This is a genomic window from Mycobacterium lacus (assembly GCF_010731535.1).
Classification (GTDB): domain Bacteria; phylum Actinomycetota; class Actinomycetes; order Mycobacteriales; family Mycobacteriaceae; genus Mycobacterium; species Mycobacterium lacus.
On record NZ_AP022581.1, the window covers coordinates 1,003,996 to 1,024,962 of the forward strand.

21 protein-coding genes are annotated in these 20,967 nt (G+C 65.3%); 20 read left to right on the forward strand and 1 reads right to left on the reverse strand.

Annotated elements, in window-relative coordinates; genetic code table 11:
* From G6N24_RS04710 to G6N24_RS04810, 20 genes are all read left to right on the forward strand, one after another.
* Positions 1–1,326, forward strand: a complete 1,326-nt coding sequence (locus G6N24_RS04710) for a homoserine dehydrogenase (RefSeq protein WP_085158692.1) — start codon at positions 1–3, stop codon at positions 1,324–1,326.
* Positions 1,323–2,405 carry a threonine synthase gene (gene thrC, locus G6N24_RS04715; RefSeq protein WP_085158690.1) on the forward strand — a complete coding sequence of 361 codons (1,083 nt, stop codon included), beginning with the start codon at positions 1,323–1,325 and terminating at the stop codon, positions 2,403–2,405. The genes G6N24_RS04710 and thrC overlap by 4 nt, the downstream gene beginning before the upstream one ends.
* 170 nt (positions 2,406–2,575) lie before the next feature.
* Positions 2,576–3,511, forward strand: a complete 936-nt coding sequence (gene thrB, locus G6N24_RS04725; protein WP_085158688.1) for a homoserine kinase — start codon at positions 2,576–2,578, stop codon at positions 3,509–3,511.
* Between the two features lie 270 nt (positions 3,512–3,781).
* Positions 3,782–5,560 (forward strand): transcription termination factor Rho, encoded by a 1,779-nt coding sequence (gene rho, locus G6N24_RS04730; protein WP_085158686.1) that lies wholly within the window; start codon positions 3,782–3,784, stop codon positions 5,558–5,560.
* 19 nt (positions 5,561–5,579) lie between these two features.
* Entirely contained in the window at positions 5,580–7,205 is a 1,626-nt protein-coding gene (gene fadD1 / locus G6N24_RS04735) for a fatty-acid--CoA ligase FadD1 (protein ID WP_085158684.1), read from the forward strand.
* Positions 7,206–7,297: 92 nt separating this feature from the next.
* Positions 7,298–7,534, forward strand: a complete 237-nt coding sequence (gene rpmE / locus G6N24_RS04740) for a 50S ribosomal protein L31 (protein WP_085158717.1) — start codon at positions 7,298–7,300, stop codon at positions 7,532–7,534.
* Positions 7,535–7,622: 88 nt separating this feature from the next.
* Positions 7,623–8,696, forward strand: coding sequence for a peptide chain release factor 1 (prfA, locus tag G6N24_RS04745; protein WP_085158715.1), 1,074 nt, complete (start codon positions 7,623–7,625; stop codon positions 8,694–8,696).
* A gap of 50 nt (positions 8,697–8,746) precedes the next feature.
* Entirely contained in the window at positions 8,747–9,598 is an 852-nt protein-coding gene (gene prmC / locus G6N24_RS04750; protein ID WP_085158682.1) for a peptide chain release factor N(5)-glutamine methyltransferase, read from the forward strand.
* On the forward strand, positions 9,591–10,250 hold the full coding sequence (locus tag G6N24_RS04755; protein ID WP_085158680.1) for an L-threonylcarbamoyladenylate synthase: 660 nt from the start codon (positions 9,591–9,593) through the stop codon (positions 10,248–10,250). Before prmC ends, G6N24_RS04755 begins: the two co-directional genes overlap by 8 nt.
* A 119-nt stretch (positions 10,251–10,369) precedes the next feature.
* A complete protein-coding gene (gene rfe / locus G6N24_RS04760) occupies positions 10,370–11,578 on the forward strand; it encodes a UDP-N-acetylglucosamine--decaprenyl-phosphate N-acetylglucosaminephosphotransferase (protein WP_139822278.1) in 1,209 nt (402 codons plus the stop codon).
* A gap of 204 nt (positions 11,579–11,782) precedes the next feature.
* On the forward strand, positions 11,783–12,268 hold the full coding sequence (locus G6N24_RS04765) for an ATP synthase subunit I (protein ID WP_085158678.1): 486 nt from the start codon (positions 11,783–11,785) through the stop codon (positions 12,266–12,268).
* Positions 12,261–13,013, forward strand: coding sequence for a F0F1 ATP synthase subunit A (gene atpB, locus G6N24_RS04770; RefSeq protein ID WP_085158675.1), 753 nt, complete (start codon positions 12,261–12,263; stop codon positions 13,011–13,013). The genes G6N24_RS04765 and atpB overlap by 8 nt, the downstream gene beginning before the upstream one ends.
* A gap of 86 nt (positions 13,014–13,099) precedes the next feature.
* Positions 13,100–13,345, forward strand: coding sequence for a F0F1 ATP synthase subunit C (locus G6N24_RS04775; RefSeq protein WP_085158673.1), 246 nt, complete (start codon positions 13,100–13,102; stop codon positions 13,343–13,345).
* Between the two features lie 20 nt (positions 13,346–13,365).
* Positions 13,366–13,878, forward strand: coding sequence for a F0F1 ATP synthase subunit B (locus G6N24_RS04780; protein ID WP_085158671.1), 513 nt, complete (start codon positions 13,366–13,368; stop codon positions 13,876–13,878).
* Between the two features lie 6 nt (positions 13,879–13,884).
* Complete coding sequence (locus G6N24_RS04785) at positions 13,885–15,225, forward strand: F0F1 ATP synthase subunit B/delta (protein WP_085158669.1); 1,341 nt, start codon at positions 13,885–13,887, stop codon at positions 15,223–15,225.
* 62 nt (positions 15,226–15,287) lie between these two features.
* The gene (gene atpA / locus G6N24_RS04790) at positions 15,288–16,940 is read left to right on the forward strand and encodes a F0F1 ATP synthase subunit alpha (protein ID WP_085158667.1); all 1,653 of its coding nucleotides are present in this window, start codon (positions 15,288–15,290) and stop codon (positions 16,938–16,940) included.
* 6 nt (positions 16,941–16,946) lie between these two features.
* Positions 16,947–17,867 (forward strand): F0F1 ATP synthase subunit gamma, encoded by a 921-nt coding sequence (locus G6N24_RS04795; protein WP_085158665.1) that lies wholly within the window; start codon positions 16,947–16,949, stop codon positions 17,865–17,867.
* Between the two features lie 29 nt (positions 17,868–17,896).
* Positions 17,897–19,348 carry a F0F1 ATP synthase subunit beta gene (gene atpD / locus G6N24_RS04800; RefSeq protein ID WP_085158663.1) on the forward strand — a complete coding sequence of 484 codons (1,452 nt, stop codon included), beginning with the start codon at positions 17,897–17,899 and terminating at the stop codon, positions 19,346–19,348.
* Positions 19,349–19,393: 45 nt separating this feature from the next.
* Positions 19,394–19,759 (forward strand): F0F1 ATP synthase subunit epsilon, encoded by a 366-nt coding sequence (locus tag G6N24_RS04805; protein ID WP_085158661.1) that lies wholly within the window; start codon positions 19,394–19,396, stop codon positions 19,757–19,759.
* A 6-nt stretch (positions 19,760–19,765) separates the two neighbouring features.
* The gene (locus tag G6N24_RS04810; RefSeq protein WP_085158659.1) at positions 19,766–20,209 is read left to right on the forward strand and encodes a DUF2550 domain-containing protein; all 444 of its coding nucleotides are present in this window, start codon (positions 19,766–19,768) and stop codon (positions 20,207–20,209) included.
* Between the two features lie 125 nt (positions 20,210–20,334).
* On the opposite strand, the gene G6N24_RS04815 is transcribed toward G6N24_RS04810, so the two are convergent.
* Positions 20,335–20,916 carry a cob(I)yrinic acid a,c-diamide adenosyltransferase gene (locus G6N24_RS04815; RefSeq protein ID WP_085158657.1) on the reverse strand — a complete coding sequence of 194 codons (582 nt, stop codon included), beginning with the start codon at positions 20,914–20,916 and terminating at the stop codon, positions 20,335–20,337.
* Positions 20,917–20,967 lie beyond the last annotated feature (51 nt).

Here is a 20,967-nt window from a genome sequence, read left to right on the forward strand (position 1 = left end):
GTGCCCGGTGACGAAAAGCGGGTCGGCGTGGCGGTACTCGGGTTGGGCAATGTCGGTAGCGAGGTTGTCCGGATTATCAACGAGAGTGCCGAGGATCTCGCGGCCCGCGTCGGTGCCCCACTGGTGCTGCGTGGCGTCGGGGTACGCCGCGTGTCCGCCGACCGCGGCGTGCCGGTTGAGCTGCTTACCGACGACATCGACGAACTCGTCTCGCGCGAGGACGTCGACATCGTCGTGGAAGTGATGGGACCGGTGGAGCCCGCTCGCAAGGCCATCCTGGGCGCGCTCGAGCGCGGCAAGTCCGTCGTCACGGCGAACAAGGCCCTGCTGTCCACGTCCACCGGAGAGCTGGCGCAAGCCGCTGAAAACGCCCATGTCGATCTGTATTTCGAGGCGGCGGTCGCGGGCGCCATCCCGGTCATCCGCCCGCTGACCCAGTCGCTGGCCGGTGACACGGTGCTAAAAGTGGCCGGCATCGTCAACGGCACCACCAACTACATCCTTTCCGAAATGGACAGCACCGGGGCCGACTACGCCAAGGCTCTGGCCGACGCCAGCGCGCTGGGCTACGCCGAGGCCGATCCCACTGCCGACGTCGAAGGCTATGACGCCGCGGCGAAGGCCGCGATTCTGGCATCCATCGCCTTCCACACCCGGGTAACCGCCGACGACGTCTATCGCGAGGGCATCACCAAGATCACCCCCGCCGACTTCCAATCCGCCCGCGCCCTCGGCTGCACCATCAAGCTGCTGTCCATCTGTGAGCGAATCACCACTGACGAAGGGCGGCAACGGGTTTCGGCTCGAGTCTATCCGGCGCTGGTGCCGTTGAGTCATCCGCTCGCCACGGTCAACGGTGCCTTCAACGCCGTGGTGGTCGAGGCCGAAGCCGCAGGGCGGCTAATGTTCTACGGGCAGGGCGCGGGTGGCGCGCCCACCGCATCGGCGGTGACCGGCGACCTCGTGATGGCCGCCCGTAACCGGGTCATGAGGAGCCGCGGTCCGCGTGAATCAAAATACGCTCAATTGCCCATAGCGCCAATGGGTTTCATCAGCACTCGTTACTACGTCAGCATGAACGTCGCCGACAGGCCGGGCGTATTATCTGCGGTGGCAGCAGAATTCGCCAAACGAGAAGTGAGCATCGCCGAGGTGCGTCAGGAAGGCATGGTCGACGAGGGCGGTCAACGGGTGGGAGCCCGGATCGCGGTGGTCACTCACCTGGCTACCGACGCGGCACTCTCGGAAACCGTTGAAGCACTGGCCGACTTGGATGCCGTGCAAGGCGTAACAAGCGTGCTGCGATTGGAAGGAACCGGCCTATGAGCACCCCGCGGACGGCCACTCGCCAGCCCTGGCCGGGCGTGATCGCGGCGTACCGCGACCGGTTGCCGGTGGGTGACGATTGGGCGCCGGTCACCCTGCTCGAGGGGGGCACCCCGCTGATCGCGGCGACCAGACTGTCCAAACAGACCGGCTGCACGATCCACCTCAAGGTCGAGGGTCTCAACCCCACCGGCTCCTTCAAGGATCGCGGCATGACGATGGCGGTCACCGACGCCCTCGCCCGCGGGCAGCGGGCCGTGCTGTGCGCGTCGACCGGCAACACCTCGGCCTCGGCCGCGGCATACGCCGCCCGCGCCGGCATCACGTGCGCGGTGCTGATACCGCAGGGCAAGATCGCAATGGGCAAGCTGGCGCAGGCGGTTATGCACGGCGCCAAGATCATCCAGATCGACGGCAACTTCGACGACTGCCTGGAACTGGCCCGCAAGATGGCCGCCGACTTCCCCACGATCTCGTTGGTCAACTCGGTCAACCCGGTGCGCATCGAGGGTCAGAAGACGGCGGCGTTCGAGATCGTCGACGAGCTGGGCGCCGCACCGGACGTGCACGCCCTTCCGGTAGGCAACGCCGGGAACATCACCGCGTATTGGAAGGGGTACACCGAGTATCACCAGGAGGGGCTCATCGACAAGCTTCCTCGCATGCTGGGCACCCAGGCCGCCGGCGCCGCGCCGCTGGTGCTGGGCGAACCGGTGAGCCATCCGGAGACCATCGCCACCGCGATCCGCATCGGCTCACCGGCCTCGTGGACCTCGGCCGTCGAGGCGCGGCAACAATCCAAGGGGCGCTTCCTGGCCGCCACCGACGAGGAGATCCTGGCCGCCTACCACCTGGTGGCCCGTGCGGAAGGTGTTTTCGTCGAACCCGCATCCGCGGCCAGCATCGCGGGCTTACTCAAGGCCATAGACGATGGCTGGGTGGCTCGCGGGTCGACGGTGGTGTGCACGGTGACCGGCAATGGTCTCAAGGATCCCGACACGGCGCTGAAGGATATGCCGAGCGTGACACCGGTGCCTGTCGACGCTGTCGCCGTTGTGGAGAGGTTGGGGCTGGCCTAGTGGCGATCGCAAGCGCGGCGGAGCCGGGCGCGGCGGGTCGCCACCAATCGGATCTAGTGGCGATCGCAAGCGCGGCGGAGCCGGGCGCGGCGGGTCGCCACCAATCGGATCTAGTGGGGATCGCAAGCGCGGCGGAGCCGGGCGCGGCGGGTCGCCAGCAATCGGATCTAGTGCTGCCCGCCGGACTGGTGGCAAGCGCCGTGGTGTCGGCGTCCAGTGCCAACCTTGGCCCCGGCTTCGACAGCTTCGGTCTGGCATTGCATCTCTGCGACGAAATCGCCGTCGAGACAACAAATTCCGATGTGGTCGTGGTGGTCGAGGGTGAGGGGGCCGACCAGGTACCGCTGGGCCCCGACCATCTGGTGGTGCGCGCGGTGCAGCGCGGATTGCGGGCCGCAGGGGTCAGCGCCGCGGGTCTGGTGGTGCGTTGCCGCAACGCGATCCCGCATTCCCGCGGTCTCGGCTCCTCTGCGGCCGCCGTAGTCGGGGGCCTCGCGGCTGTCAATGGTCTTGTCGCACAGACGGAGTCGACGCCGTTGAGCGAGGCCCAGCTGATCCAGCTGTCCTCGGAGTTCGAGGGTCATCCGGACAATGCGGCGGCCGCGGTGCTGGGCGGCGCGGTGGTGTCGTGGACGGACCGCAGTGGTGGTCGGGATGTGTATTCGGCGGTGCCGCTGCGGCTTCATCCCGATATCCATCTCTTCGCAGCGATTCCCGAGGAGCGCTCGTCGACCGCGGAGACCCGGGTGCTGCTGCCCGCGCAGGTCAGCCACGACGACGCGCGGTTTAACGTGAGCCGCGCCGCGTTGCTGGTGGTAGCGCTCACCGAACGCCCCGGTCTGCTGATGGCGGCTACCGAAGACCTGTTGCACCAGCCCCACCGTGCCCCGGCGATGCCGGCCTCTGCGGAATATCTGCGGCTGTTGCGGCGTCATAGCGTGGCAGCTGCGCTTTCTGGTGCGGGACCTTCGGTGATTGCGCTGAGCACAGAGCCGGAGTTGCCCTCCGAGGCGGTTGAGTACGGAGCCGCGAACGGATTTACCATCACTGAGATGACCGTCGGCGACGGAGTTCGCTGGAGCCCGGAAGTCACAGTTCCCGGTTAATCCACAGCGTTGCGGGAGGGTTTGCTTGCTTCCGACAGGGATGCAGGTTATCCTCGGAGCCGTCCAGCAATCGCAGCATTTGCATCCATACTGCCTTGCCGCTAGGACAACACCAATTCTTCTCGTGGACGAGGTTCGCCGCTTTAGCCGCCGATCCTGGCGATCACGTTGCAGAGTCGATGATTGGGCGCACGAGGCAATTTGCTGACTGCTTGGCTGAATGCAAGAACCCTCGTGTGACGTCATCAGCGGGGGAAAGAAAGGAAATCCGTGACTGATACGGACCTCATCACGGCTAATGAAAGCAACGACAGCGATACGCAGTCGAATCCCGTGATTACAGACACGCCCAAGGCGAAGATCAACGCGTCGGATGGCGCGCTGGCCACCATGGTGCTGCCCGAACTGCGTGCGCTAGCCAATCGAGCTGGCGTCAAGGGGACGTCGGGCATGCGCAAGAACGAACTGATCGCCGCGATTCGGGAAATCAGGGGACAGGCCAACGGCACAGCAGCTGCCGACGGCTCGGACCCACCGGCGAGTGCCCAAGCACCGGCTGCCGAAAAAGCACCGGGTGCCCGAGGGGAACAGACCGATTCATCGGCCGAGGTGCCACGCCGGGAACGACGCGTCGCCTCGCGCGAGGCGGGATCTGCCACCGGCGAGCGCACCGACGTGGCTGACAGCACCCAGCCAGGCCAACAGGCCACCAAGACCGAGGAGGGCGGCCCCGACACGGGTGGCGAACAGGCTGGTGACCAGCAAGGGCCGGGCGGCCAGCAGCCACGCGGCGACGAGGACGGCGAAGGGCGTCAGGGGCGGCGGGGACGCCGGTTCCGCGACCGCAGGCGCCGCGGTGAACGGTCCGGCGATGGCGTCGAGACCGAACTGCGCGAGGACGACGTCGTCCAGCCGGTAGCCGGAATCCTTGACGTCCTCGACAATTACGCGTTCGTCCGCACCTCCGGTTACCTGGCGGGTCCGCACGACGTGTACGTGTCGATGAACATGGTGCGCAAGAACGGCCTTCGCCGCGGTGACGCGGTGACCGGCGCGGTTCGGGTGCCCCGAGACGGTGAACAGCCCAACCAACGGCAGAAGTTCAACCCGCTGGTCCGCCTGGACAGCGTCAATGGCGGCCCGGTTGAAGACGCCAAGAAGCGGCCCGAATTCGGCAAACTGACGCCGCTGTACCCGAACCAGCGGCTGCGTCTGGAAACCGCTACCGAGCGGCTGACCACGCGGGTCATCGACCTCATCATGCCGATTGGTAAGGGCCAGCGTGCCCTGATCGTGTCGCCGCCCAAGGCGGGTAAGACGACGATCTTGCAGGACATCGCCAACGCGATCACCAAGAACAACCCGGAATGCCACCTGATGGTCGTCCTCGTCGATGAGCGCCCCGAGGAGGTCACCGACATGCAGCGCTCGGTCAAGGGCGAGGTGATCGCCTCGACGTTCGACCGGCCGCCGTCGGACCACACCTCGGTGGCCGAGCTGGCGATCGAGCGCGCCAAGCGGCTCGTCGAGCAGGGCAAGGACGTCGTGGTGCTGCTCGACTCGATCACCCGGCTGGGTCGCGCCTACAACAACGCGTCACCGGCATCGGGCCGCATCCTGTCCGGCGGCGTCGACTCCACGGCGCTGTACCCGCCCAAGCGCTTCCTCGGGGCCGCGCGCAACATCGAGGAGGGCGGCTCGCTGACTATCATCGCTACCGCGATGGTCGAGACCGGCTCCACCGGAGACACGGTCATCTTCGAGGAGTTCAAGGGCACCGGTAACGCCGAGCTCAAGCTGGACCGCAAGATCGCCGAGCGCCGGGTCTTCCCCGCGGTCGACGTCAACCCGTCCGGCACCCGCAAGGACGAGCTGCTGCTGTCGCCCGACGAGTTCGCCATCGTGCACAAGCTGCGCCGCGTGCTGTCGGGTCTGGATTCCCACCAGGCGATCGACCTGCTGATGTCGCAGCTGCGCAAGACGAAGAACAATTACGAGTTCCTGGTGCAGGTGTCCAAGACGACACCGGGGTCCATGGATAACGATTAGCGCACTAGCCTTGTGAGCCGTGGCCGAGACGCTGCAGCAACTGCTGCGTGAGCGCTTGGACCTGGACACGCCGGCAGTGAAGTACGGCGAGCGGGTCTGGACCTGGCGGGAGCACCTGGCCGATGCCGCCACCGCCGCCGCCGCCCTGATTCGCGTCGCCGATCCGGACCGCCCGCCGCACGTCGGCGCATTGCTGGGCAACACCCCCGAGATGCTCACCGCCATGGCGTCGGCGGCACTCGGCGGCTATGTGCTGTGCGGGATCAACGACACCCGCCGCGGTCAAGCGCTGCGCCGCGACATTTTGCGTGCCCACTGCCAGATCCTGCTCACCGATCCCGCGCATCGAGAGCTGCTGGCGGGTCTCGACCTGCCCGGCGTGCAGGTGTTCGACGTGTCGAGCGAATCCTGGTCAGCCTTGCTGGCGGGCGCCGGACCGCTGACCCCGTATCGCGAGGTCGCACCCACCGACACGTTCATGATGATCTTCACCTCGGGAACCAGCGGCGAACCGAAGGCGGTCCAGGTGACCCATCTGACGGTGCTGTTTGCCGGCACGACGCTGATAGCGCGGTTCGAAGTCCAAGCCTGCGACGTGTGCTATCTATCCATGCCGCTGTTTCATTCCAACGCGCTGCTGGCCGGCTGGAGCGTGGCGGTGGGCTCCGGCGCGGCGATGGTCCCTGCGACGTTCTCCGCGTCGCGGCTGCTCGCTGATTTGCGGCGGTATGGGGCCACTTTCATGAACTACGTCGGCAAACCGCTTGCCTACGTGCTGGCCACGCCTGAGCGACCCGATGACCACGACAACCCACTGCGGGTCGCGTTCGGCAACGAGGCGAGCGATCGCGATATCGCCGAATTCAGCCGTCGTTTCGACTGCACGGTATGGGACGGCTTCGGCTCCACGGAGGGCGCGATCATCATCACCCGCGAGGACGGCTGCCCACCGGGATCGCTCGGGCGCGGTTTCCCGGGCGTCAGCGTCTACAACCCGGACACGCTCGTCGAGTGTCCACCGGCCACCTTCGGCGACGGGGTCAATCGGGGGGTCCCGACCAACGCCGACGAAGCGGTCGGGGAGTTGGTCAACACCAGCGGCGCGGGTTTGTTTGCCGGTTACTACAACGACCCGGACGCCACCGATGCGCGGCTTCGGCACGGCATGTATTGGTCGGGCGACCTGGCCTACCGCGACGTCGACGGTTGGATCTACTTCGCCGGACGCAGCGGCGAGTGGCTGCGCGTCGACGGGGAGAACATGACGACGGCTCCCATCGAACGGATCCTGCAGCGCTTGACGCCCATCAGCCAGGTTGCGGTGTATGCGGTACCCGACGAACACGTGGGCGACCAGGTGATGGCGGCCATCGTGTTGCGCGACAATGCCGATCTGACGCCGCAGGAATTCGGCGAGTTTCTGGCCGGTCAGCCCGACTTGTCGCCCAAGGCGTGGCCCCGATATGTCTGGCTCATCGATCGGCTGCCGACCACGGCGACCAACAAGATCCTCAAGCGGCAGCTGAGCGCTCTCGGCGCCGCGCCCGAGGGCGGTGTGCTCTGGACGCGCCGCGGACGCGGCAATGTCTATGCGGCGGTGGAGGACCCCGGACGCCGCGGCCGATCCCGTTGTTTGGGCGGGTAGTGGTTGACCTGGCATAATCGATGTTCGACCACGCGGAACCAGCTCGGTTCTCGGTACGCCAAATCGGGCGGCCAACGATCGAAGAGGACAGCATGAAATCTGATATTCATCCCGCCTACGAGGAGACCACCGTGGTCTGCGGATGCGGAAATACCTTCCAGACGCGCAGCACCAAGCCGGGAGGTCGCATCGTGGTCGAGGTCTGCTCGCAGTGCCACCCGTTCTACACGGGCAAGCAGAAGATCCTCGACAGCGGCGGCCGGGTGGCCCGCTTCGAAAGGCGGTACGGCAAGCGCAACAAGGCTGAAGCGGCCGCGGCCGACAAATAGCTGGTTTACCGACGCCCGAACTGTGCTCGAACTGCACAGGCCGGGCGTCGGTTCGTGTTTGTGCAAGAAGTTCGCGATAGGAGGTGACATGACGCAGCCGGTGCAGACGATCGACGTGCTGTTGGCCGAACATGCCGAGCTCGAGCGCGCCCTGGCAGATCCCGAATTGCACAGCAAGCCCGAAGAGGCGCGCAAGGCCGGACGCCGGTTCGCGCGGTTGGCCCCGATCGTCGCCACCCACCGCAAGCTGGTGTCCGCACGGGACGACCTGGAGACGGCGCGCGAGCTGGCCGCCGACGACGAGTCGTTCGCCGACGAGGTCGCCGAATTGGAGTCGCGGGTGGCCGAATTGGACACCCAACTCACCGACATGCTGGCCCCGCGCGACCCCCACGACGCCGACGACATCGTGCTCGAAGTGAAATCCGGAGAAGGGGGCGAAGAATCGGCGCTGTTCGCCGCCGACCTGGCCAGGATGTACATTCGTTACGCGGAGCGGCACGGCTGGACGGTGACGGTCCTCGACGAAACCACCTCGGATCTGGGCGGCTACAAGGATGCGACGCTAGCCATTGCCAGCAAGGGCGACACCGCCGACGGGGTGTGGTCGCGAATGAAGTTCGAGGGCGGGGTACACCGGGTGCAACGTGTCCCGGTAACGGAATCCCAAGGTCGCGTGCATACTTCGGCCGCCGGCGTGCTGGTCTATCCGGAGCCTGAAGAAGTCGGCGAGGTACAGATCGACGAGTCGGACCTGCGCATCGACGTTTACCGGTCGTCGGGGAAGGGCGGCCAGGGCGTCAATACCACCGACTCCGCGGTGCGGATCACCCACCTTCCCACCGGGATAGTCGTCACCTGCCAAAACGAACGTTCGCAGCTGCAGAACAAGACCCGTGCGTTGCAGGTGCTGGCCGCGCGCCTGCAGGCGATGGCCGAGGAACAGGCGCTGGCCGACGCGTCGGCGGATCGGGCCAGCCAGATCCGCACGGTTGACCGCAGCGAACGCATCCGCACCTACAACTTCCCGGAGAACCGGATCACCGACCACCGAATCGGTTTCAAGGCACACAATCTCGACCAGGTTCTCGACGGTGACCTGGACGCGCTCTTCGATGCGCTGATCGTCGCCGACAAGCAATCCCGGCTGCAACACACATGACCACCTTCCGGCGACGGTGCGGTTCCGAAGGACCGCTAAGCAGGCGGGCAATGCGGTCCGAGTTGTGGCGTGCGATCGACTCCGCTGCGGCGCGGCTCGCCGAAGCGGGGATCGACTCGGCGCGCTGCGATGCCGAGCAGTTGGCCGCTCACCTAGCCGGCACCGACCGCGGCCGGCTGTCCTTGCTCGAGCCACCCGATGACGAGTTCTTCGAGCGTTACCGCGAAGTCGTCGCCGCACGGTCCCAGCGGGTGCCGTTGCAGCATCTCATCGGGACGGTGTCGTTTGGGCCGATAGCGCTGCAGGTAGGCCCGGGCGTGTTCATACCGCGCCCGGAGACCGAGGCCATCCTGGACTGGGCCGCCGCGCAGCGACTTCCGGCCCGGCCCCTGATCGTCGACGCATGTACCGGTTCTGGCGCGTTGGCGGTCGCGCTCGCCCATCTGCGGCCCGCGGCCAGAGTGCTGGCTATCGACGATTCCGACGCGGCCCTTGACTACGCGCGCCGCAATGCCGAGGGCAGCAATGTAGAACTCCTACGAGCCGATGTCACTGAGCCGGGGCTGCTTCCCGACCTCGACGGACGGGTCGACCTCGTCGTGTCCAACCCTCCCTACGTCCCCGATCATGCTGTTCTGGAACCTGAGGTGGCTCAACATGATCCGCTCCATGCGGTGTTCGGTGGGCCGGACGGGATGACGATCATCGCCGCGGTTGCAGGCCTCGCCGGGCGCTGGCTGCGGCCCGGCGGTGTATGCGCCATCGAACATGACGAGACGACATCTTCGCTGACTGTCGAATTACTCAGCAGCACAGGACTTTTCGACGATATCGCGGCCCGGCAGGATCTCGCGGGCCGGCCAAGGTTCGTGGCGGCTCGCAGGAGCGGCGCTCGTGACTGAGGTGTTCGACTGCGCCGACCCCGGTCAGCGCGCGCGCGGTATCGCGTCGGCGGTAGGGGCAGTCAAGGCTGGCCGCCTGGTTGTCATGCCGACGGACACCGTCTACGGCATCGGCGCCGACGCCTTCGACAGCGCGGCGGTGGCCGCTCTGCTGGCGGCAAAGGGGCGTGGGCGTGACATGCCGGTGGGTGTGCTGGTCGGCTCCTGGCACACCATCGAGGGTCTCGTCTACGCGATGCCCGACGGGGCGCGCGAACTGATCCGCGCGTTCTGGCCGGGCGCGCTGAGCCTGGTGGTGCTGCAGGCGCCGTCGCTGCAGTGGGATCTGGGCGACGCCCGTGGCACCGTGATGCTGCGAATGCCGTTGCACCCGGTGGCCATTGAGGTGCTGCGTGAGGTGGGGCCGATGGCGGTATCTAGCGCCAACGTCTCCGGTCAATCGCCTGCGGTCGACGCCGACGAGGCGCGCCGCCAACTCGGCGATCTCGTCGAGGTCTATCTCGACGCGGGTCGGTCCGCACAGCAGGCCGCCTCGACGATCGTCGACCTGACCGGTGCCACGCCGCGCATCCTGCGACCGGGACCGGTGGGCAACGAGCGAATCGCGGAGGTGCTCGGGCTGGACCCGGCGAGCTTGACCGCCTACCCGTAGCAACCCAACCCTTATGGACCGCCCAACGTGCACTCACGGCGAAAATTCAGGCGCTCATTTTTCGTCGTGCGTGCACGTTCGGCGCGGGTAGCGAGCGCGCGTGTCGGCGTCTCAGGTTGGTGCAGTACGGTCTCGAGGTGGCTAGCGACGTGACCAGCCTTGCCGGTGGTTTGCTCGCCCTGTCTTATCGCAGCGCCGGTGTCCCGCTGCGCGAACTCGCGCTCGTCGGGCTGACCGCGGCGATCGTCACCTACTTCGCGACCGGGCCGGTGCGCGTGCTGGCCAACCGATTGGGGGCGGTCGCCTATCCGCGGGAACGGGATGTGCACGTGACACCAACCCCGCGGATGGGCGGGCTGGCGATGTTTCTCGGGGTTGTCGCCGCGGTGTTTCTCGCCTCGCAGCTTCCGGCCCTCACCCGCGGCTTCGTCTATTCCACCGGCATGCCCGCGGTATTGGTGGCGGGGGCGGTGATCATGGGCATCGGTCTGATCGACGACCGTTGGGGGCTGGATGCGCTGACGAAGTTCGCCGGTCAGATCACCGCGGCCAGCGTGCTGGTCACCATGGGTGTCGCCTGGAGCGTCCTGTACATCCCGATCGGTGGGGTCGGCACCATCGTGTTGGATCAGGCCTCTTCTATCCTGCTCACCCTGGCGCTGACCGTGTCGATCGTCAACGCGATGAACTTCGTCGACGGCCTCGACGGACTGGCCGCCGGGCTGGGCCTCATCACGGCGCTGGCGATCTGCATGTTCTCCGTTGGGCTGCTTCGCGACCATGGTGGCGACGTGCTGTTCTATCCGCCGGCCGTGATCTCGGTGGTGCTAGCAGGAGCGTGTCTGGGCTTCCTGCCGCACAACTTTCACCGGGCCAAGATCTTCATGGGCGATTCCGGGTCGATGCTGATCGGTTTGATGCTGGCCGCCGCCTCCACGACCGCGGCCGGTCCCATTTCGCAAAACGCCTACGGCGCCCGCGACGTGTTTGTTCTGCTGTCACCGTTCTTGCTGGTGGTGGCGGTCATGTTCGTGCCGATGCTCGATCTGCTGCTGGCGATCGTGCGTCGTACCCGCGCGGGCCGTAGCGCCTTCAGCCCCGACAAGATGCACCTGCACCACCGGCTGCTGCAGATTGGTCATTCGCATCGGCGCGTGGTGCTGCTGATCTACCTATGGGTGGGCATCGTGGCGTTTGGCGCCGCGAGCACGATCTTCTTCAACCCGCGCCATACCGCGGCGGTAATGCTGGGCGCGATTGTGGTCGCGAGCGTGGCGACGGTGATCCCACTCCTGCGCCGGCGTGACGACCTCTACGACGACGAGTAGTAGTCGTGTCCGTCATATGGTACGGTGCAGCTAGAAGCCCGAAATGAAACCTCGCGGGTTGCCGGCCACCCGGCGCACGGGACGCATACCTGGTCGCGCCGGTTCACGACCGACATAGGGAGCTACCCCTTGGGTGATTGCGGCGCAACCGTTGCGATACGCTCGGCGGGCCACGCCCCATCTACCCGGGATTGAGGTGCTGCAGTGACGACACCAGCGCAGGACGCGCCGTTGGTGTTTCCCTCTGTTGCTTTCCGCCCGGTTCGCCTGTTCGTCATCAGCGTTGTGCTGACCGCGGTGGCAACGCTCGGGGCCGGATTGATCGGTCACCTGATGCTCGGGGCGTTCTTTGGCATCGGGCTGCTGCTTGGTTTGCTCAACGCGCTCCTGGTTCGGCGATCAGTCGAGTCGATCACCGCCAAAGAGCATCCGCTGAAAAGCGCGATGGCGCTCAACTCGGCGTCACGTCTGGCGATCATCACCATCCTTGGGTTGTTCATCGCTTACGTTTTCCGCCCATCCGGGCTGGGGGTGGTATTCGGCCTGGCGCTCTTCCAGGTGCTCTTGGTGGCCACGACGGCTCTGCCGGTCTGGCAGAAGCTGCGCAGCGGGGAGCCGGCATCTTCCTCCCAGGCCAGTCAGCCCGCGGGATCGGAAGGCACGCAAGGGAGGACCACCAGCGATGACTGAGACGATCCTGGCCGCCCAAATCGAGGTTGGCGAGCACCACACGGCCAGCTGGCTCGGTATGACCGTCAACACCGACACCGTGCTGTCGACCGCGATCGCCGCGGTGATCGTGATCGCGCTGGCTTTCTTTTTGCGTGCCAAGATCACGTCGACGGACGTGCCCGGTGGCGTTCAGTTGTTCTGGGAGGCGATCACCATACAGATGCGCGGTCAGATCGAGAGCGCCATCGGGATGCGGATCGCTCCGTTCGTGCTGCCGTTGGCGGTCACCATCTTCGTGTTCATCCTGATCTCCAATTGGCTGGCGGTGCTTCCTCTGCAATACACCGAGCCAGATGGGCACACCACCGAGCTGCTCTCGTCGGCGGCGGCGGACATCAATTACGTGTTGGCGCTGGCGCTTTTCGTGTTCGTCTGCTACCACGTGGCGGGGATCTGGCGCCGCGGCATCGTGGGTCACCCGCTCGCGGTGCTCAAAGGTCACGTGGCGTTCCTGGCGCCGATCAACCTGGTCGAAGAAATCGCCAAGCCGATCTCGTTGTCGCTCCGACTTTTCGGCAACATTTTCGCCGGCGGCATCCTGGTGGCCCTGATCGCACTCTTTCCGCCGTACATCATGTGGGCGCCCAACGCGATCTGGAAATCGTTCGATCTGTTCGTTGGCGCCATCCAGGCGTTCATCTTTTCGATTCTGACCATCTTGTATTTCAGCCAGGCCATGGAAGTCGAGGAACACCATGACTAAGGCGCCCAGGGAAATGGCCCGGCCCGCGCACTACGACTAGAGCCTGGTAGACCGCTACCAGATAGCCACCAGATAAGGAGGAAAGAATGGACCCCACTATCGCTGCCGGTGCCCTCATCGGCGGTGGACTGATCATGGCTGGCGGCGCGATCGGCGCCGGTATCGGTGACGGTGTCGCGGGTAACGCGCTGGTTTCCGGTATCGCCCGGCAGCCCGAGGCCCAGGGGCGCTTGTTCACCCCGTTCTTCATCACCGTCGGTTTGGTTGAGGCGGCCTACTTCATCAACCTGGCGTTCATGGCGTTGTTCGTCTTCGCAACCCCCGTCAAGTAATTCGGGTGTGATGGGTTGCAATGGGTGACGTGAGCTCTTTGGTTCTGGCCGCAAGCCAAGCCGCCGAGGAAGGAAAGACCAGTAACTTCCTCATTCCTAACGGCACCTTTTTCTTCGTACTGGCGATCTTCCTGGTCGTGCTCGGTGTGATCGGCACTTTCGTCGTGCCGCCGATTCTGCGGGTATTGCGTGAACGCGATGCCATGGTCGCCAAGACGCACGCGGACAACAAGAAGTCGGCCGAGCAGTTCGCTGCCGCCCAGGCCGACTACGAGGAAGCCATGACGGAAGCCCGTGTCCAGGCGTCGTCGTTGCGCGACAATGCCCGGGCAGAGGGGCGCAAGGTGATCGAAGACGCCCGACTCAGCGCCGAGCAGCAGGTGGCGTCGACGGTGCTAGGCGCCAACGACCAATTGAAGCGGGAGCGCGACGCGGTGGAACTGGATTTGCGCGCCAACGTGGCGAGCATGTCGGCAACCCTGGCCAGCCGAATCCTCGGCGTTGACGTCACCGCCTCGGCCGCGACGAGGTAACTATCCATGTCGACTTTCATCGGACAGCTGATCGGGTTCGCGGCCATCGTGTATCTGGTGTGGCGTTATGTGGTGCCACCCGTGCGTCGGCTGATGGCCGCTCGGCAAGATGCTGTGCGCCAGCAGTTGACGGAATCGGCCGAAGCCGCCGAGCGGCTGGCTGAGTCGACCCAGGCCCACAGCAAGGCCGTGGAGGCCGCCAGGGCGGAGGCGAAGCGGGTCGTCGAAGAGGCCAAGGTAGACGCCGAACGCATCGCGGAACAGTTACAAGCCCAGGCGGAGGTCGAGGCGGAACGCATCAAGATACAGGGTGCACGACAGGTCGAGCTGCTGCGTGCTCAGCTCGCTCGTCAACTTCGGTTGGAGCTCGGCCACGAATCCGTGCGCCAGGCAGAGGAATTGGTGCGCACCTACGTAGCCGACCCGGCTCAGCAGTCGGCCACGGTCGACCGCTTCCTGGACGAGCTCGATGCCATGGCGCCGTCCGCGGCAGACGTTCAGTATCCCGTGTTGGCGAAGATGCGCTCAGCCAGTCGGCGGGCCCTGGTCGACCTGGTGGAGCGGTTTGGCCGGATAACACGGGATCTCGATAATCAAGGGCTTTCCACGCTCGCCGACGAACTGGTCTCGGTGGCCAAACTGCTGGATCGCGAAATCGTGGTGACTCGGTATCTGACCGTGCCCGCCGAAGACGCGGCGCCCAGGGTCCGGCTGCTCGAGCGGCTAGTCTCGGGCAAGGTCGGCGCCCCGGCCCTCGACGTGCTGCGGGCAGCGGTCTCGGAGCGCTGGTCGACCAACTCCGATCTGGTCGATGCCATCGAGCACCTCGCGCGACAGGCCTTGCTGGAGCGCGCCGAACGCGAGGGGCAGGTCGACGAGGTGGAAGACCAGTTGTTCCGATTCTCTCGCATCCTCGATGCCCAGCCGCGGCTTGCCATCCTGCTGGGCGACTACGCGGTTCCGACCGAAGGCCGTATCCGGTTGTTGCGCAACGTGCTCGAGAGCGCCAGCGGTGGTGTCAACCCGATTACGGTTGCGCTGCTGTCGCAGACCGTCGAGCTGTTGCGAGGTCATCCGGCCGAGGAGGCGGTGCTGTTGTTGGCCGAGGTAGCGGTGGCTCGCCGCGGCGAAATCGTCGCGCAAGTGAGCGCGGCCGCCGAGCTCAGCGATGCCCAGCGCGCCCGTCTCGGCGACGTGCTGAGTCGCATTTACTGTCATCCGGTGACGCTGCAGATGAATATTGACGCCGGGTTGCTGGGTGGGCTCTCAATTGCGGTGGGCGACGAGGTGATCGACGGCTCCCTCTCGTCTCGTTTGGCCGCTGCCAAGGCGCAACTGCCCGAGTGAAACACGAACGAGTCAGCACAAACCACGCCAAAGACGGATAATCAAGAGGAAGACGAAAAGCCATGGCCGAGTTGACAATCTCCGCTGATGACATTCAAAGCGCGATCGAGGAATACGTAAGCTCGTTCACCGCCGAAACCTCCCGCGAGGAGGTCGGTACGGTCGTCGATGCCGGGGACGGCATCGCGCACGTCGAGGGCTTGCCGTCGGTGATGACCCAGGAGTTGCTCGAGTTCCCGGGCGGAGTCCTCGGCGTCGCCCTCAACCTCGACGAGCACAGCGTCGGCGCGGTGATTCTCGGTGACTTCGAGAACATCGAAGAGGGCCAGCAGGTCAAGCGGACCGGAGAAGTCCTGTCGGTTCCCGTTGGCGACGGGTTCCTCGGGCGCGTGGTCAATCCGCTCGGCCAGCCGATCGACGGGCGCGGGGACATCGAGTCCGACACGCGCCGCGCCTTGGAGCTCCAGGCGCCGTCGGTGGTGCAGCGCCAAGGTGTGAAGGAGCCGTTGCAGACCGGGATCAAGGCCATCGACGCGATGACCCCGATCGGCCGCGGCCAGCGTCAGCTGATCATCGGCGACCGCAAGACCGGCAAGACCGCCGTTTGCGTTGACACCATCCTTAACCAGCGGCAGAACTGGGAGAGTAATGATCCCAAGTTGCAGGTGCGCTGCGTGTACGTGGCCATCGGGCAGAAGGGGACCACGATCGCAGCCGTTCGCCGCGCGCTGGAAGAGGGCGGCGCCATGGACTACACCACCATCGTCGCGGCCCCGGCCTCGGATTCCGCCGGTTTCAAATGGCTTGCGCCGTATACCGGTTCGGCGATCGCCCAGCACTGGATGTACGACGGCAAGCACGTGCTGATCGTTTTCGACGACCTGACCAAGCAGGCCGAGGCCTACCGTGCGATCTCGCTGCTGCTGCGCCGTCCGCCCGGCCGCGAGGCCTACCCCGGCGACGTGTTCTATCTGCACTCGCGGCTCTTGGAGCGTTGCGCCAAACTGTCCGACGAACTCGGTGGCGGCTCACTGACCGGTCTGCCAATCATCGAGACCAAGGCAAACGACATCTCGGCCTACATCCCGACCAACGTCATCTCGATTACCGACGGACAGTGCTTCCTGGAGACCGACCTGTTCAACCAGGGTGTGCGGCCGGCCATCAACGTCGGTGTCTCAGTGTCCCGGGTCGGCGGCGCGGCGCAGATCAAGGCCATGAAGGAGGTGGCCGGCTCCTTGCGCCTGGATCTGTCGCAGTACCGCGAGCTCGAAGCCTTCGCCGCCTTTGCCTCCGACTTGGACGCCACGTCGAAAGCGCAGTTGGAACGTGGCGCGCGGTTGGTGGAGCTGCTCAAGCAGCCGCAATACCAGCCGATGCCCGTCGAGGAGCAAGTGGTCTCGATCTTCCTGGGCACCGGTGGTCACCTGGACTCGGTGCCCGTCGAGGACGTCAGACGGTTCGAAACCGAACTGCTGGACCACATCCGGGCATCCGAGGAGAAAATCCTGGCGGAGATCCGCGGTAGCCAGAAACTCACCGACGAAACCGCCGACTCGCTCACCGAGATCATCAAGCACTTCAAGAAGGGCTTCGCAGCCAGTGGCGGCGCCTCGGTGGTGCCCGACGAACACGTCGAGGCCCTCGACGAGGAAAAGCTGGGCAAGGAAGCCGTGGAAGTCCACAAGCCCGCGCCGGAGAAGAAGAAGAAATAGCACACAATGGCTGCCACCCTTCGTGAACTGCGTGGCCGGATCCGGTCGGCCGGTTCGATCAAGAAGATCACCAAAGCCCAGGAGTTGATCGCGACCTCCCGTATCGCCAGGGCGCAGGCGCGGCTAGGGTCCGCACGACCCTATGCCGTCGAGATCACCCGGATGCTTACGACTCTGGCCAGCGAGGCCGCTTTGGACCATCCGTTGTTGGTGGAGCGTCCCGAACCAAAGCGGGCCGGTGTGTTGGTGGTGTCCTCCGACCGTGGCCTTTGTGGCGCCTACAACGCCAACATCTTCCGCCGCTCCGAGGAACTTTTTTCCTTGCTGCGCGGGGAAGGTAAGACACCGGTTCTGTATGTGGTGGGCCGTAAAGCGCTGAATTACTACACTTTCCGGAATTGGGATATCACCGAGTCCTGGGCCGGCTTCTCCGAGCAGCCCAAGTACGATGACGCCGCCGCGATCGCCTCGACCCTGGTCAATGCGTTCATGCTGGGCAGCGGCGAGGGCGGCGAGGGGCAGCAGGCGAATGCCGACCAGGGCGTTGACGAGCTGCACATCGTCTTCACCGAGTTCAAGTCGATGCTGTCGCAATCGACGGAAGCCCGCCGCATGGCTCCGATGGTCGTGGAATACGTCGAGGAGCCGAGTGGGCCGCGCACCCTGTACTCGTTCGAGCCGGATGCGACGACGCTCTTCGAATCGTTGCTGCCGCGATACCTGACGACCAGGGTCTACGCGGCGCTGCTGGAATCCGCCGCATCGGAGTTGGCGTCGCGCCAACGCGCGATGAAGTCGGCCACTGACAACGCGGACGACCTCATCAAGGCCCTGACGCTGATGGCCAACCGCGAGCGGCAGGCCCAGATCACCCAGGAGATCAGCGAAATCGTCGGTGGCGCAAATGCGCTCGCCGACGCCCGCTAGGAAGCCCCCACGAGGAAGCGAAGAAGAGTATGACTGCTACTGCCGATAAGACCGCCGAGTCCACAGGCTCCGACACCAGCGGCCGCGTCGTGCGGGTCACTGGGCCCGTGGTCGACGTGGAGTTCCCGCGTGGTTCTGTCCCGGAGCTGTTCAACGCGTTGCACGCCGAGATTACGTTCGAGTCGCTCGCCAAGACCCTCACGTTGGAGGTGGCGCAGCATCTCGGTGACAACTTGGTGCGCACCATCTCGCTGCAGCCCACCGACGGCCTGGTTCGTGGCGTCGAGGTCATCGACACCGGCAATTCGATTTCGGTGCCGGTCGGTGAAGGCGTCAAGGGCCACGTCTTCAATGCGCTGGGAGACTGTCTGGACAAGCCCGGGTACGGACACGAGTTCGAGCACTGGTCGATTCACCGCAAGCCACCGACGTTCGAGGAGCTGGAGCCTCGGACCGAAATGCTCGAGACCGGCCTCAAGGTCGTCGATCTGTTGACTCCGTATGTGCGTGGCGGCAAGATCGCACTGTTCGGTGGTGCCGGGGTGGGCAAGACCGTGTTGATCCAGGAGATGATCAACCGCATCGCCCGAAACTTCGGTGGCACTTCGGTGTTCGCTGGCGTGGGGGAACGTACCCGCGAGGGCAACGACCTGTGGGTCGAGCTTGCCGAAGCCAACGTGCTCAAGGACACGGCGCTGGTGTTCGGTCAAATGGACGAGCCGCCTGGCACTCGTATGCGAGTGGCGTTGTCCGCGCTGACGATGGCCGAATGGTTCCGCGATGAGCAGGGGCAGGATGTGCTGCTGTTCATCGACAACATCTTCCGGTTCACCCAGGCCGGGTCGGAGGTGTCGACGCTGCTCGGCCGTATGCCGTCGGCCGTGGGTTACCAGCCCACCCTGGCCGACGAGATGGGTGAATTGCAAGAGCGCATCACCTCGACGCGTGGCCGGTCGATTACGTCGATGCAAGCGGTCTATGTGCCGGCCGACGACTACACCGACCCGGCGCCGGCGACGACGTTCGCGCATCTGGACGCCACGACTGAGCTGTCCCGTACGGTGTTCTCCAAGGGCATTTTCCCCGCCGTGGATCCGCTGGCGTCGAGCTCGACCATCCTCGACCCCGGTGTGGTCGGTGACGAGCACTACCGTGTGGCGCAGGAAGTCATCCGTATCCTGCAGCGGTACAAGGACCTTCAGGACATCATTGCGATCCTCGGTATCGACGAGCTGTCGGAAGAGGACAAGCAGTTGGTCGGAAGGGCGCGGCGGATCGAGCGGTTCCTATCGCAAAACATGATGGCCGCCGAGCAGTTCACCGGACAGCCGGGATCCACGGTCCCGGTGAAAGAGACCATCGAGGCCTTCGACAAGCTGTCGAAGGGCGAGTTCGACCACGTACCCGAACAGGCCTTCTTCTTGATCGGTGGCCTCGACGACTTGGCCAAGAAAGCCGAGAGCCTCGGCGCCAAGCTGTGACCCAGGGATATCCGGCTTGAAAGGGGCACTGAAAGGTGGTGCGGCATGGCTGAATTGAACGTTGAGATCGTCGCCGTCGACCGAAAGATATGGTCGGGCCGGGGAACCTTCCTCTTCACCCGGACCACCGTTGGTGAGATCGGTATTTTGCCCCGCCATATCCCGTTGGTAGCGCAATTGGTCGACGACGCCATGGTGCGGGTGGAGCGGGAAGGCCAAGCCGATCTGCGGATTGCGGTGGACGGTGGCTTTTTGTCGGTGACCGAGGAAGGGGTCAGCATTCTCGCCGAGTCCGCCGAGTTCGAGTCGGAGATCGACGAGGGCGTCGCCAAACAGGATTCAGAATCTGACGATCCGAAGATTGCCGCCAGAGGCCGCGCTAGATTGCGCGCCATCGGCGCGATCGACTAACGGCCGATGAGCGCGCCCATGATCGGCATGGTCGCGCTCGTCGTTGTCCTGGGGGCCGCGGTCCTCGCCCTGAGCTATCGGTTGTGGAAGCTGCGCCAGGGCGGAACCGCAGGGATCATGCGGGATATCCCCGCGATCGGGGGGCATGGCTGGCGGCACGGTGTTATCCGTTATCGCGGTGGTGAAGCCGCGTTTTATAGGCTGTCCAGCCTGCGCCTATGGCCGGATCGTCGGCTCAGCAGACGCGGTGTGGAGATCGTCGCCCGGCGGGGGCCTCGCGGTGACGAATTCGACATCATGACCGACGAGATCGTCGTCCTGGAACTGCGTGACGCCACCCAAGACCGTAGGCAGGGTTACGAACTCGCCCTCGATCACAGCGCGTTGACCGCGTTCCTGTCCTGGTTGGAGTCCCGTCCCTCACCGCGCGCCCGCCGCCGCAGTGTCTGACGCGCACACTGGCGAGCTGGTGGCACTCCCCCAGAGGGGGCCCCACACGCTTGCGGGGGAACATGAAAGCCCCAAAAGCGGCAGTTTTCAGGGGCTTTCGCGTTCTCCGCACGCGGGAGATGCGCCTAGCTCGCCGTGCTATCGCCGCCTGGCCGCCACAGCACGTCATCGCCCGCGTTGGCCACGCGCGACAGGATGAACAGCAGATCCGACAGCCGGTTTAGATATTTCGCCGGGAGCACGCTGACGCCTTCGGGATGCGTGTCGACCGCGGCCCAGGCCGACCGCTCGGCGCGGCGTACCACGGTGCGGGCCACGTGCAGTAGCGCCGACAACGACGAACCACCAGGCAGCACAAAGGAGTTGAGGGCAGGCAAGGATTCGTTATAGGTGTCGCACCACCCCTCGAGCCGGTCGATGTAGGCCTGGGTGATTCGCAGCGGAGGATGTTTGGGATTTGCCACGATTGGGGTCGACAGATCGGCACCCGCGTCGAAAAGGTCGTTCTGGATTTGCCGCAGTATGCTTCTGATGCGCTGGTCGGGCTCACCCAGTGCGATTGCCACGCCGATCGCCGAATTGGCCTCGTCGCAGTCCGCGTAGGCCGCGAGGCGGGGGTCGGTTTTCGGGACCCGTGAGAAATCGCTCAACCCGGTCGTCCCGTCGTCGCCGGTTCGAGTATAGATGCGGGTCAGGTGTATCGCCATGAACAAACCGTACCGGGCGGACCACGTTGGCCGACTGACAAGCGGATAGGC

What these genes read in the sequence shown, in the direction of transcription:
- thrC (WP_085158690.1), top strand. Translation starts at nt 1,323, where the DNA reads ATGAGCACCCCGCGGACGGCCACTCGCCAGCCCTGGCCGGGCGTGATC.
- rpmE (WP_085158717.1), top strand. Translation starts at nt 7,298, where the DNA reads ATGAAATCTGATATTCATCCCGCCTACGAGGAGACCACCGTGGTCTGC.
- prfA (WP_085158715.1), top strand. Translation starts at nt 7,623, where the DNA reads ATGACGCAGCCGGTGCAGACGATCGACGTGCTGTTGGCCGAACATGCC.
- prmC (WP_085158682.1), top strand. Translation starts at nt 8,747, where the DNA reads ATGCGGTCCGAGTTGTGGCGTGCGATCGACTCCGCTGCGGCGCGGCTC.
- atpB (WP_085158675.1), top strand. Translation starts at nt 12,261, where the DNA reads ATGACTGAGACGATCCTGGCCGCCCAAATCGAGGTTGGCGAGCACCAC.
- G6N24_RS04775 (WP_085158673.1), top strand. Translation starts at nt 13,100, where the DNA reads ATGGACCCCACTATCGCTGCCGGTGCCCTCATCGGCGGTGGACTGATC.
- G6N24_RS04780 (WP_085158671.1), top strand. Translation starts at nt 13,366, where the DNA reads ATGGGTGACGTGAGCTCTTTGGTTCTGGCCGCAAGCCAAGCCGCCGAG.
- G6N24_RS04785 (WP_085158669.1), top strand. Translation starts at nt 13,885, where the DNA reads ATGTCGACTTTCATCGGACAGCTGATCGGGTTCGCGGCCATCGTGTAT.
- atpA (WP_085158667.1), top strand. Translation starts at nt 15,288, where the DNA reads ATGGCCGAGTTGACAATCTCCGCTGATGACATTCAAAGCGCGATCGAG.
- G6N24_RS04795 (WP_085158665.1), top strand. Translation starts at nt 16,947, where the DNA reads ATGGCTGCCACCCTTCGTGAACTGCGTGGCCGGATCCGGTCGGCCGGT.
- atpD (WP_085158663.1), top strand. Translation starts at nt 17,897, where the DNA reads ATGACTGCTACTGCCGATAAGACCGCCGAGTCCACAGGCTCCGACACC.
- G6N24_RS04805 (WP_085158661.1), top strand. Translation starts at nt 19,394, where the DNA reads ATGGCTGAATTGAACGTTGAGATCGTCGCCGTCGACCGAAAGATATGG.
- G6N24_RS04810 (WP_085158659.1), top strand. Translation starts at nt 19,766, where the DNA reads ATGAGCGCGCCCATGATCGGCATGGTCGCGCTCGTCGTTGTCCTGGGG.
- G6N24_RS04815 (WP_085158657.1), bottom strand. Translation starts at nt 20,916, where the DNA reads ATGGCGATACACCTGACCCGCATCTATACTCGAACCGGCGACGACGGG.